Origin of the sequence: uncultured Romboutsia sp., from assembly GCF_958366745.1 — a bacterium.
Taxonomy (GTDB): domain Bacteria; phylum Bacillota; class Clostridia; order Peptostreptococcales; family Peptostreptococcaceae; genus Romboutsia; species Romboutsia timonensis.
This window is the reverse complement of record NZ_CATXCO010000054.1, coordinates 1-12017: the sequence shown is the minus strand read 5'-3', so window position 1 is coordinate 12017 and position 12017 is coordinate 1. Positions and strand designations below refer to the sequence as shown.

At 24.9% G+C, this 12017-nt stretch carries 13 protein-coding genes and 1 pseudogene; 3 read left to right on the top strand and 11 right to left on the bottom strand.

Annotated elements, in window-relative coordinates; all coding sequences use genetic code 11:
* The 5 genes from Q5F54_RS05640 to Q5F54_RS05620 all read right to left on the bottom strand — a co-directional run.
* Window positions 1-1201: McrC family protein (locus tag Q5F54_RS05640; RefSeq protein WP_302334084.1), on the bottom strand; the 1201-nt coding region annotated here is incomplete at its 3' end.
* Between the two features lie 4 nt (window positions 1202-1205).
* Complete coding sequence (locus Q5F54_RS05635) at window positions 1206-3848, bottom strand: AAA family ATPase (RefSeq protein WP_302334083.1); 2643 nt, start codon at window positions 3846-3848, stop codon at window positions 1206-1208.
* Between the two features lie 475 nt (window positions 3849-4323).
* Window positions 4324-5118, bottom strand: a complete 795-nt coding sequence (locus tag Q5F54_RS05630) for a permease prefix domain 1-containing protein (protein ID WP_302334082.1) — start codon at window positions 5116-5118, stop codon at window positions 4324-4326.
* A gap of 3 nt (window positions 5119-5121) precedes the next feature.
* A complete protein-coding gene (locus tag Q5F54_RS05625; protein ID WP_281537469.1) occupies window positions 5122-5451 on the bottom strand; it encodes a PadR family transcriptional regulator in 330 nt (109 codons plus the stop codon).
* A gap of 421 nt (window positions 5452-5872) precedes the next feature.
* The gene (locus Q5F54_RS05620; RefSeq protein ID WP_302334081.1) at window positions 5873-6175 is read right to left on the bottom strand and encodes a hypothetical protein; all 303 of its coding nucleotides are present in this window, start codon (window positions 6173-6175) and stop codon (window positions 5873-5875) included.
* A gap of 350 nt (window positions 6176-6525) precedes the next feature.
* Between Q5F54_RS05620 and Q5F54_RS05615 the strand changes: the two genes are divergently transcribed.
* Complete coding sequence (locus Q5F54_RS05615; RefSeq protein ID WP_302334080.1) at window positions 6526-7881, top strand: PolC-type DNA polymerase III; 1356 nt, start codon at window positions 6526-6528, stop codon at window positions 7879-7881.
* A 169-nt stretch (window positions 7882-8050) separates the two neighbouring features.
* Window positions 8051-8329, top strand: a complete 279-nt coding sequence (locus tag Q5F54_RS05610) for a hypothetical protein (protein WP_071120583.1) — start codon at window positions 8051-8053, stop codon at window positions 8327-8329.
* 121 nt (window positions 8330-8450) lie between these two features.
* On the opposite strand, the gene Q5F54_RS05605 is transcribed toward Q5F54_RS05610, so the two are convergent.
* The 4 genes from Q5F54_RS05605 to Q5F54_RS05590 all read right to left on the bottom strand — a co-directional run bounded on the left by Q5F54_RS05605 (window position 8451) and on the right by Q5F54_RS05590 (window position 10140).
* A complete protein-coding gene (locus Q5F54_RS05605) occupies window positions 8451-8828 on the bottom strand; it encodes a retropepsin-like aspartic protease (protein ID WP_281537959.1) in 378 nt (125 codons plus the stop codon).
* Complete coding sequence (locus tag Q5F54_RS05600) at window positions 8825-9073, bottom strand: hypothetical protein (protein WP_281537960.1); 249 nt, start codon at window positions 9071-9073, stop codon at window positions 8825-8827. The genes Q5F54_RS05605 and Q5F54_RS05600 overlap by 4 nt, the downstream gene beginning before the upstream one ends.
* 93 nt (window positions 9074-9166) lie before the next feature.
* On the bottom strand, window positions 9167-9532 hold the full coding sequence (locus tag Q5F54_RS05595) for a DUF3796 domain-containing protein (RefSeq protein ID WP_071120587.1): 366 nt from the start codon (window positions 9530-9532) through the stop codon (window positions 9167-9169).
* Between the two features lie 350 nt (window positions 9533-9882).
* Window positions 9883-10140, bottom strand: coding sequence for a hypothetical protein (locus tag Q5F54_RS05590; protein ID WP_071120588.1), 258 nt, complete (start codon window positions 10138-10140; stop codon window positions 9883-9885).
* Window positions 10141-10543: 403 nt separating this feature from the next.
* Here Q5F54_RS05590 and Q5F54_RS05585 point away from each other — a divergent pair, with 403 nt between their 5' ends.
* Window positions 10544-10909 carry a zinc ribbon domain-containing protein gene (locus Q5F54_RS05585; RefSeq protein ID WP_071120589.1) on the top strand — a complete coding sequence of 122 codons (366 nt, stop codon included), beginning with the start codon at window positions 10544-10546 and terminating at the stop codon, window positions 10907-10909.
* 404 nt (window positions 10910-11313) lie between these two features.
* Here Q5F54_RS05585 and Q5F54_RS05580 read toward each other — a convergent pair.
* A pseudogene (locus Q5F54_RS05580) lies at window positions 11314-11505 on the bottom strand (transposase); the annotation flags it as partial.
* A partial coding sequence (locus tag Q5F54_RS05575) for a nitroreductase family protein (RefSeq protein WP_302334079.1) occupies window positions 11501-12017 on the bottom strand: 517 nt, incomplete at its 5' end. The pseudogene Q5F54_RS05580 and the gene Q5F54_RS05575, both read right to left, overlap by 5 nt.

Genomic DNA, 12017 nt, shown 5'->3' with positions numbered 1-12017 from the left:
ATACTCTAATCTTTTTTGACTGTTCATCTTCTAAAAACCATGACTCCAAATACTGATCACCATTATTATGTATATTTTCATTACTTGGGTATAATAAAATTGCAGCATTTGCGTCTTCATATTTAGTCAAATAAGCATACATTTGATAAAAGTCTTCTCTCTTTACACCATGCCTTACAGTATTTGCATCTATCTTTTTCCATTTCGTATCTATGATTATTTTATACTTCTTATTATCCTCTATTACTATATCTGGCTTTAAAGAGAATATATTTTTACTTGTTTTCTCATTTCTTAATAGTTTGTATTTATTATGTTGAGGATGTACTATATAATCATCTAAATATGTACTCAATAAATTTGTAATATACCTTTCATATACTTCATTCATCTCAAATAGTATTGCAAAAGATTTGTAATCACCTTTGTTTCCTATTGATGAATAACCATTTAATATCATTTTAGCAAGTAGTAAACTTGACTCAAATCTAGAATTAAGCCTAGTAAATTTAAAATCCATGGCTTCTTTGTTGGTAATATCAATAGTTGATACATCAGAGTATACTACCTTTAAATGATTTAGTATTTTTATAGTATCAGAGTTTTTCACATCCTTAATACTTTTATTAATACATGTATTTAATATTTGATTTAATTTATTGTTCATAGAGAATTCTTCATATCTACAATAAACATCACTTCTACAGCTTGATATATTTTTTATATGTTCTTTTACTACAATACTACCTTTTAACGCTTTTGAATTTTCTTCTATGTTTACATATTCTAAATATGGTCCTTTTACTAGTTCTCTTTGTAGTGTTTTAGCAAAAATAAGCGTTAATATCTCATTTAAGCTCATATTGTACATATTAAGCATTCCTACGTTGGAATAATTAAATTTTATTATTCCACTTTTGTTAAGTATATTTATTAATGCTTTTCTACTTTTATGATGTTCCTTTGAGCTTATATTTATCTTAGGTAGTATTTCAATAGATACCGTAGATAGTTTGATAAATCCTACATAGTTAATAAATGTAATACTATTTCTTCCCCATGATATATTACTTTGTTTTAAGCTTTCCTTTATTATATATCTATTTAGCTCATCAGCTTCTTCAACTGTTATTGTATTCTCAGTAGGATTTTTCGTTATTTGTAAAGTATCAAAACACTCATATATTGTTATATGTCTCATACTTTTATGCCTCATTATCTAAGTCTTCGTCTATATATTCATCTATTTCTACATCAGAATAGATATTTATAAAAGCATTTACAGTAGGGTTTTCTACTACTGTATATTTAACTTGGTCAGGATATATATGAGATAACTTTTTCTTGAATAAAGAATTTGCCTTTATTGTAGTTTTATTTAATAAATAATTGTTATCTTTATCCTTTCCACTTCCACCTAAGATAAGCTCCATTTTTTCATAGTCGTCATAGAAATACTCAGATAGTAAAGGGATTATTTTGTTTTTCATTATAGATACTAAGTCTTCAAATTGTAAGTTTTCTTTTATAAAATATGCATGTCCTATTTTGTGATCTCTATCAAATAAGAACTCTATTCTATCATTTATTGTTTTAAGTAACTTTGATATGTTTATACCCTCTATATCAGTTGGAAGTATATTTTCATTTGGCATATATTCTATAAAATCAAATCTTCTTCTAAGTGCAGTATCTAAAAGGGCTATTGACCTATCAGCAGTATTCATTGTTCCTATTATGTATAAGTTACTTGGTACTCCAAAGTAATCATTAGAATAAGGTAGCGTTACTTTTAATTCATTCTTTTCGCCTATTCTTTTATCATCTTCTATTAAAGTAATTAACTCCCCAAAGATTTTTGATATATTACCTCTGTTTATTTCATCTATTATTAGTACATAATTTTTAGCTGATATTACCTCTGTTTTTTCTGATATTAGTTCTTTTATATAATCAAACTTTAAATCTTCATTATAGAATGTATATATTGATTGTTGAGAGAATACTTTATCCTTTAGTATTCTTTTTACATCTATTGCTTCTCCATTATATAGCCATTCTACTTTTCTAAAGTGGTTATATCTAATTTCTGAATTAGGGTCATAATAATAGTTGCCACTTATTTTCCCTATCGCTCTTGCCTTGTGATTTCCTTGTGATATTATTACTAAATCTCCGTCTTGCATTATATTTTTAAATCTATTTATTGCATTTATATCAAAATCTTTCCCTGTTGATTCTGGTACGTTTTGTATGAATACTTCCTTTACTTCATCTCTATCTTTGCAGTTTGAGTAATCTATCTCCCTTCCCCATCCTAAAGATACACAATTGTTTTTTATACAGTATTCATAGATATTATCTTCTCTGTTATTTGTGTCCCCTAAGGACATTTTATGTACTGATATTTTATTTGAATCAAATTTATATTTAGGTAGTTCTGTTTGAGCTTTTATTGATGCATTTTCACACATTTGTTTAAATATACCATCCTTTGGCTCAAATCCACCTCTCCCATCACTTCTTAGTCCTTCTACAAAATCTTCATATGAGTAGGATTGATGGAATGTACAAAATCCAATTATTCCATCCTCTTTTAATTTATTAAATTCTATTACTACTTCTTCTCTTTTTGTAGGATTTTCTATAATATTTTTATATTTATCGTAGTCTATTATTTCTAGTGCTTTATCTGCAACGTTATAAGTTTTACCTGTACCTGGAGGTCCGTATAGTATTAGATTTTTAGGATTATTATTAGTTGTTGTACTCATCTCTATGTTATCTCCTTCTTGTACAGCTATCTCATAGTATTTTTTTAATCTATTTACAGTGTCCTTCATAATATCAATTATATATTCACTACTATTATCTTTTACAAAGTCATAACTAAAAGATTTTCCTATACGTACTTTTTCAGTTTCTTTATTCATTCTTGTTTCTATATATTTTTTGATTTCAGATTTATTAAGATTATTAAGTGATTCACCTTGGTCTGTAAATATAAAGTATTCAAAATCTTCATTTTCTATATCAAGACTATCTAAGAATTTATTATGTCTTAAATAATATTCTTTACTAGCATCTTCATCTCTTATTTCTAAATATATAATAAAGTTTGCTTCTTTATCTGTTTTCTCTGCAACTATTGATATACTAGTTGGTAAATCTTTTTTATCCTTATGCTTTAATTCTGACCATAGATATCCTCTAATATATCGGTTACTTCCATCTAACCATTTTGGTGATAACTTATTTTTATAATTTTCATCTTCTAAAGACATACACATATCTTTAAACAAAGATAATGCATTTTGACCTTTAAACTTTAATTCTTCTAATTTTGCTTTTTCTATTGGATTTGTTTCATTTATTGGGTTTTTGTATGATTTCTTTCCATATATTTTTAAGAAATTTAAAATTTCTAATAATTTATTGTTATCATATTCCTTTATTATTGATTTATAATCATTGCTTAAAAAATCTACAATCTCTTTTATTGTTTTTTCTCCATCTAAAGTATCTACTTTATCACTTAAATCAAATCTTGTAGGATATTCTTTATCTCCATTGAATTCTCCTATATATGTAACTCTTCTTAATGTATCTTTTGCTCTTAAATAATTATATGTATTATCATGACTGTCCGCGTTGCAATGTTGCGAAACTCTTGCATTATGTACATCTTTTGTGCAAATACTTTCTGTTTTAGCTATTATCTCTGGTTGAGTAAAATAAAACTCTGTAGCATCTATAATATTATTTTCTCTTTGTTTTATATAACTGTTATATGTTAATATGGAAGTTGCTAACCATATGGAATCCTCTACATGATCATATTTTTTCAATTATCATATCCCCCCCTATTATGTCTTATTAGTAAATATCTATACTTTGTATAAAATCTATTATAACATATAGAGTAATTTTAAGTTAAAGTTTTGCTTCCCGTTACCAAAGGACCAAAACCATAAACTTATTTAAAATTATATGTAAACATATCTTATTTTCCTCTAATCTCACACCTATTAAGATTTTTCCTAAACTACGGTAACACCCTTAAAAATCATTGAAATATACACATTTACCCCGTTGCCAGAAGCGTTACTGTAAATTTTTTGCTAACATCTAATAAAAAAAGCGTTACCGTAGAATTTTCTCTGGTAACGCTAAAATTTTCTTAAAAAAGCCATTTGAGTTCTATAATACTTTTTTTATATAATTTGTTCGTAGTATATTAATATTGTTAGTTAAATACATTCATCAAAATTAATTTTATCAATAGGTCAATTTACTTATTATTTTTTGTACTTAATTGCAATATCAAATTGAACTATTTTTTGTTAAAGAAGTTTTAAACTTTAATATAAAATAACTTACAAGAGAAAGTACTCCCGTTATAAGTGAGACTTGAATTAATGCTTTTGATTCAAAGTAAAAGAAGTATTCTGAAAAAATATTTGGATTTATTATATTTCCGCTCTTATCTAAAAAATCTTTTCCATCATATCCCAAATATTGGGTATATGCCTTTGTACTGTTATAATCTAATTCTTTTTCATACACAGTTTTTGCATTTACTCCTAATGAACTTAAACTAGTGTTTCCATCCTCCATATCTGCTACATGTAATCTAAAAGCTTTAATTTTCCTATACTTATCTTCATTAAGTAAACTTTCAAGTTCTTGCCTATATTCATCAACCTTTGTCATATCATATTTTTGAGCTAATATTCTTATTTCTTCATCAAATGATTTACCTAACTCATTTCTATTTTTTTGTAGGCTGTCACTGTAACACCACATTAATCCAAAAGTTAAAAATGCAAATATACTTATAAAACATACTATCTTTCTAATTCCTTTTATTATAGATTTATGATTATCTAGCGATAAAGAAAGTTCTTTTATTATACTATGTAATTCCTGTTTCATTTCTATACCATCATCAAATTTTTCAATTGCTTTTTTACACGCTTCCTCATCATTCAATCCCTGCAACTTTAAATCATTCACTGATTCTATAAGATGATCTCTCATTTCCTGTTTTAACTCTAAAGTACTTTTATTATTATCTTTTTTATATAGTGTGTCTAAATATTCATCGATTAGTTTCATTGATTATTCTACCTCCCCTAAAAATTGATTCATGACACTTTTAATGAATCTCCACTCTTGTTTCTTTAACGCTAAAAATTCTTTCCCCTCATCGGTTAAATTATAATATTTTCTTTTACCACCTGAACTCTGTTCATTACTCCAGTAAGATTTAATTATATTCTTAGACTCCATTCTTTTAAGTGCAAGATACATAGTTCCTTCTTTTAATTCAAATTCACTTTTTTCTCTTACTTGTTTTGCAATTTCATATCCATAACAATCTTTTTCATTTAATATGGACACAATCAAAGTATCAATATGTCCCTTTAATACTTCTTTACTTAATTCCATCACACCACCACCTTGTATTATAGAGTACTTATGTATATTATCATATACTACTATATAATGCAAGGTAGTTGTTAAAATTAAGTAATACAAATATCCGTATATTAGTTTTTAATCAATAAATACTAATATACAGATATTTAATTAAATAATATTGAATACATCCTTAGTTCGTATGATATAACAATTGTGAATGTATCTATATTGTAACATTTATTTAGTAGTATATTTAAATATTAAAAATAGTCTGATTAGTTAACCTCAGACTACTTTTTTAATGTTTTATTCTTAATTTTTGGCTATGTTAGCTTTCTTTGTGATAAATATGATATAAAAATAACCACACCTTAGATTTTCAATAGATTGAATTCTAAAATGTGGTTACTTTTATAACTTACTATAAATAATTCGTAATATATTAATATTATGCATTTTCTACTATATCATATTTAAAACATGTGTCTTTTATTGCTAATAAAAAACCTAAAACTAAGCCATTTTCAAAAGAGTTAATATTTAATACTATCTTTAGCACAACAGTTATCAATATTGCCAAAATAAAACCTAAAAAACTCAAAATACCCCTAGTTTTATTAGTTAATTTATTTAAGTCTTTTCGTATTACATTAAATACACTCCACATATTGTTATTTAATATATTCAATAAAAAGCTACAAATTAAATTTGATAATGCTACTCCTATTATTGTTGATACTACTCCATCCATTCGTCCCTTCACCCCATTTTACATTATATTACAATTGCCAACTTGATTATATTATACAAAATATTTAATTATTTTCCAATTATAAAATAATTTCATTAATTTGAAGTAAAGCTGCTTATTATATAAAAAACTACTATAAGTAATGAAAAATATAATACCTATAAAAATAGATAAGAATAAAAGAATTGCGTAAACTACGCCTACCATAATCTACTATAGATGCTCTAGATAAAAATTAAACCTCAATATAATCTTAAATTAAAATACTAGAGACTATTTAACATATACAGTTTTAAAATAAAATTATATAATAATATTATAGTTTTTATTTTAAGGAGGAGAAAATTAACGTGAGTAATTGTAACTTTAATAATTATATAACTTTAATAAATAAAGATAATAAAACTAAAACTTGTAAAGTGGGTTTTTCTTGGACAAGTTTATTTTTTATATATCTAGTACCTTTATTTAGATTGGACTTTAAAAACTTTGCTCTACAAATTTTATTATATAGTGCATGTATAGTTATAGTTCCTTTAAGCCCTATCTTAGTAACTATAGTATATATAGGCATAGCTATTTATTATAACAATTTATATATTAAGTACTTAGTAAATAAAGGATATATGCCTTATTCAGATAAAGATGCTCTACTACTTGATAAAGTTTTAAATAATAAGGTTGTAAATCTAGACTTAAACAAAACATCTGATGATAAGTTAGATACAATACCTAAAAACTCAACTTCACAGGTTTATGATGATTTAATTAAAAGAAAAGATGAGTTAATAAAATCACTTGAAAATGTTGACTATAAAGTAGAAGAAAATATTAAAGAATTTAAAGTAGTATTAGGTAAGCTATTAGAAGTATCTCCTAATGATGATGAGCTTTTTGATTTGCTTGCTGAAATCACTATTAAAGAAGATTACTTAATCGCTTTATATAAGGTTCAAGTTTGTGTAGATATGCTTAATGACTCAAGAAATTTATCAACTTTTATGTTTAATCATTATCTTACTGAGCTAAAAGACATTTACTTACCTAAGCTAAAAGAAAGTGAACAAAGAAATTTAAATATTTGCAGAACACCTTTATATGAAATTGATCAATATGTAAAAGAAAAATTAGTACAATATGAAAGAAGATTAAAAAGAGAAGAAAAAGAATATAGGGATAAAAGAAACTATGTGGTTTTTGACTTAGAAACTACAGGGCTTTCCCCTATTAATAATGAAATTACAGAAATAGGTGCTGTAAAAGTAATTGATGGTAAAATATCAGATACCTTTGAGATGTTAGTAAAACCTAACCAAAAAATATCTCAAAAGATAACTGATATAACAGGCATTACAAATGAAATGGTAAAAGATAAGCCTCCTATTGAAGAAGTTTTACCTAAATTTATAGAATTTATAGGAGGACTTCCTTTAGTTGCTCATAATATTGACTTTGATTATGGATTTTTATGCGAAAATTATAATCGTGTTTATAAAAAAGAATTTAATCGTAAAAAGTCTTGTACTATGAAAATGTATAGAAAGTGGTATAAAGATCAATATGATGAGAATGCTCCTTGTGCTAAGTTAGGTGATGTAGTACTAGAGTTATTAGGTAATGAAGAATATCTTTCTTATCTTTCTAATTCTCATAGAGGTTTAAATGATGCAGAATTTACTCAAAAAGTTTACGAAAATTTAATATAGGGCTATATTTTAACATAAGGTTAAAATTAGTAAATTTTAAATAATGGCTATGTTTTAAATGAGTGTTGAAAATGATACAATATAATTAACTTAGCAATTGTTATAAATTGTGAACATAGTATAAAGTAGATATACTGTTCAATTGAATTAAATGGGAAGGGGGATTATATTGAAAAGTCTATTGATATATATTGGGTTAATATTGGGAAATATATTAGTTTACATCTACTTAGGAGAAAATGTTTTACTTGTTACAGTTATTATTTCGTTGGTATTAGCTATTTTAAATCATATAAATAATCATGAATATATTTGTAATAATTGTAAATCTAAATTTAGAATAAAGTTTTACCAAATTATATCTTTTCATGCAGGAAACTATCGTAAGTTAAAGTGTCCTGTGTGTGGAGTAGTAGGTTTGGCACAAGAAGTTAAAGATATAAAGTGATTATTGGATTATGCTAACATTACAATATTAATATAATACGAACTAAATTAAGAGTTGTATGAATAAATACAACTCTTGATTTATTTTCCATTATATTAAATTTTAGAATTTAACTTAATATTTATAACTTTAGTTTTAAATTTTTTAAATCTATAGACACACCAAGCTCTAATAATACGTCTAAACCTATTAAACCATTTATATTTCCATTTTCATCTATAACTCCAAAATCTATTTCTATATCTTTTAAATCCATTCCACATATTGAAATAGAATCTATTTTCTTTCTATATGCATAGTGCTCTCCACCAATTCCGTACATAGTTATAAATTTATCTAATGGGGAAGCACTTATTCCAATACTAGAAACAATATCTGGAGAAATAATAGTATGACTTGCACCTGTATCTATAACTACATTTTTTATTAATTTAGATTTTCCTAGATAAGAAATCTTAATATCTATAAAAAGTAAACCATTGTCGTATCTTATATTCATCTTAAACGACCTCTTAATATAGGCATATTTACAATTTCCATACATAAATCTTCTTTAGATGTATGATATACAAATCTATCACCTTTACATCTTACTAGCAAATCACTAGCTTCTTTATCATTATCTATTACATCAATTAGTGCTACTTCATCAATATATTTATAATTTCCATCAATATGTTCTTTTAATTTTTCTAATAATACAAATTTATTTGGGTGAAGTGTCCTTACTTCTGACCATTTCATCTTATCACAACCTTTAATTTTTTATAGATACCTTTATTATACACATTAATTTTCTTAATTTAAATATTATTACAGAATATATTTCGCATTATATTAATATTGTTCCTCAAATCTACAAGTTAAAAATGCCCATAAATTAGTTGCTATTGCAAAAGTAACTGATATTAATATTATCTGTATTTTAAAGCTTGATTCTACACTTATAGTTGATAATTTTACTAATATACTTAATACAAATGCTATAACAAAGCATATTCTATATGAAATTACACAAGCTCTGGATTTATTTTTCTTTAAAGATTCATTATCAATTTGTCCTAATTTAGCCCACCAAAAATATGAGAAATATCCTGCAAAACTAAACCAGAGTAAATTATAGGGATTACCATTTAAACCACTAAAACCAAAAAAACTTAGAAAACCCAAAAAACATAAAGTATACTTTCTTTCTTTAATCATAACAAATTCTCCTTTATCAATATAGATAAGTGATATTTTTATCTCTTTATATTACATATATATCACATTAACTTCTAACTTATGACAAATATACATAATAATACTAATCATCTAATCAACAAATTTCTATGAATCTATATGATATCAAATGTATCTTTATTTCGTATTATATAACAATTGTGAATGTATCTATATTGTAACATTTATTTAGTAATATATTTAGGCTATGTTAGCTTTCTTTGTGATAAGTATGAGATAAAAATACCCACACCTTAGATTTTTCAATAGATTAAATTCTAAGATGTGGTTACTTCTATAACTTACTATAAATAATTTATAATATATTAAATTTACGTACAAATACTAAATATATTTTTTATAAATATTAATGTAATCATAAAAAATATAGATAAGTCTATTATAAAATATACTTTGAGTTTTTTTGTATTCCTATATTCTTTAAAATGTACTGATATTCTTTGAGCAATTTGTATATATGCACCTATAAATATATATATAATATTATCTTTAAATAAACCTATTAGTATGATTATTAAACTTAATAAATCTAATATATTAAATTTATCTTTACTAAAAAAATTTCTCATGTTCCCCCCTATTTTTATCGTAATGTATAACAATTGCTAACTTAATTATATTATATAAAATATTTAATTATTTTCCAATTATAGAATAATTTCATTAATTTGAAGTAAAACTTCAATTGCTAAACATTTTATTTTAGCTCCTTTAAGTTGTATTATTAAAACTTATTATTTATTAAGTTAATATCATTAATACCATTTTCTATACTAATAAGTTTATTACTATCCAAACTCTTAATAAATTCAATATATTTACAAAAAAAGTTACATAATACACTAAATACAATGTAAGTATTGATTTAATGTTATAATATAGAAAAGTTATATAAAAGCAAAGGGTCAAATAAAAAAACTCATGATATATAATGATAATTGTGGATGAAATTACAATAAGGAGGTGAATTAATTGTTTTTTATAATGGGAGTAAGTCAAAATCAAAAGAAGCTAGACTTTAAACAATTAAACGTATGTAAATGTTGTGGAAAGTACTCTAATATAGAAGTATATATGACTTATTGGTATTTTATGTTTTTCTTCATACCAATAATAAAATGGAATAAGGAATATTACATAAAAACAAGTTGCTGTGAAAAAGTATCTAAAATAGCTCCTGAAATAGGAAGAAGAATTGAAAAAGGTGAAGAAGTAAATCTTAATATAGATGAAATAGATTTTGGACAAATAGAGGATAATGTAAAGATTTGTACAAACTGTGGATATACAACTGAAGAAGATTTTATATATTGTCCAAAGTGTTCAAATAAATTATAATAAATAGTTTATTAAAACATTAAAGCATTACACATTTGTAATGCTTTAATGTTTTATTTAATAGATAAATCTAGTTAGCACAAGGGAGAATGTCTATAGATTTGTTTAAATAAGATTTTTTATAATTTATATTACTGGAAATTTCAAATTCCAGTAATATTTTTTTATTTTTGAGAAATACTAATACTGGAATTCTTTACACAATTATTATGTGTTTAATTTAGTTATTTATACACTAAATTTTCCATAATTTCAAAAAAATTTATATTGTGTAAGAGTTAGGTATCCTTTCTCCAAACATAATTGTAAGCTGTCCTAAAGTAGACGCCCAATTTTGGTTTGGAGAGGTCCATTTCTCCATAATTTTCATGGTAGATAAATATAGTGATTTTCTTAGCTGTCTGTACGATTGGATATATTTTATCAAGTTCTCTACTTTGCCATTCGGCGGCAGCCTCTACAACCTTATCTGTTATCTTAGATATCATTGCAGGAGACACATCAATGCCATATAGTTCTTCCATTTCAGATTGGATATCTCTTACACTCATACCACAGGCATAAAGACCTATTATTTTTTTATCTAGTTCATTACATCCAGTTTATAACAGCATCTTTTCTTGGAACTGTTCTTTTGTATTTAACATCAGGATATCCTATTACTAAACATGATAATAATTCATCAGAACTATTTACACCAAGGAAATCTAAGATATGTTTATTGTCTTTAGCAGCAACTATTGAAAAACCACTGAAGAAAGTACCAAGACCTAAGGCGTTAGTTATAAGTTCCATATTTGAAGAAGCTAAACCAGCATTTACATTGTTTGGAGAAGCTACAAATATGGCAACTGGAGCATTGAAGAATATTTTATCGTTTTTAATTGGGTCTTGTTTATACATTTCATATGAATGAACCCACATTTTTGCATATCTTTCTAAATAAGAAGTTTCAGGTGTTAAATTAGCTAAAATTGCCTCACCTTTTACTTTTAAACTTTCATAAACTAAATCTCTAAGTTCAGCAAGTTTTTCACTAACTACTATATAAGAAACATCTTGACTGTTTGTTGAAGTTTGAGTAAATCTTCCTGCTTCGATTATCTTT

Bases quoted from the DNA above. Each gene is read 5' to 3' on its own strand.
- Q5F54_RS05590 (WP_071120588.1), bottom strand. From the start codon at position 10,140: ATGAGAAATTTTTTTAGTAAAGATAAATTTAATATATTAGATTTATTA.
- Q5F54_RS05625 (WP_281537469.1), bottom strand. From the start codon at position 5,451: ATGGAATTAAGTAAAGAAGTATTAAAGGGACATATTGATACTTTGATT.
- Q5F54_RS05605 (WP_281537959.1), bottom strand. From the start codon at position 8,828: ATGAATATAAGATACGACAATGGTTTACTTTTTATAGATATTAAGATT.
- Q5F54_RS05600 (WP_281537960.1), bottom strand. From the start codon at position 9,073: ATGAAATGGTCAGAAGTAAGGACACTTCACCCAAATAAATTTGTATTA.
- Q5F54_RS05630 (WP_302334082.1), bottom strand. From the start codon at position 5,118: ATGAAACTAATCGATGAATATTTAGACACACTATATAAAAAAGATAAT.
- Q5F54_RS05620 (WP_302334081.1), bottom strand. From the start codon at position 6,175: ATGGATGGAGTAGTATCAACAATAATAGGAGTAGCATTATCAAATTTA.
- Q5F54_RS05595 (WP_071120587.1), bottom strand. From the start codon at position 9,532: ATGATTAAAGAAAGAAAGTATACTTTATGTTTTTTGGGTTTTCTAAGT.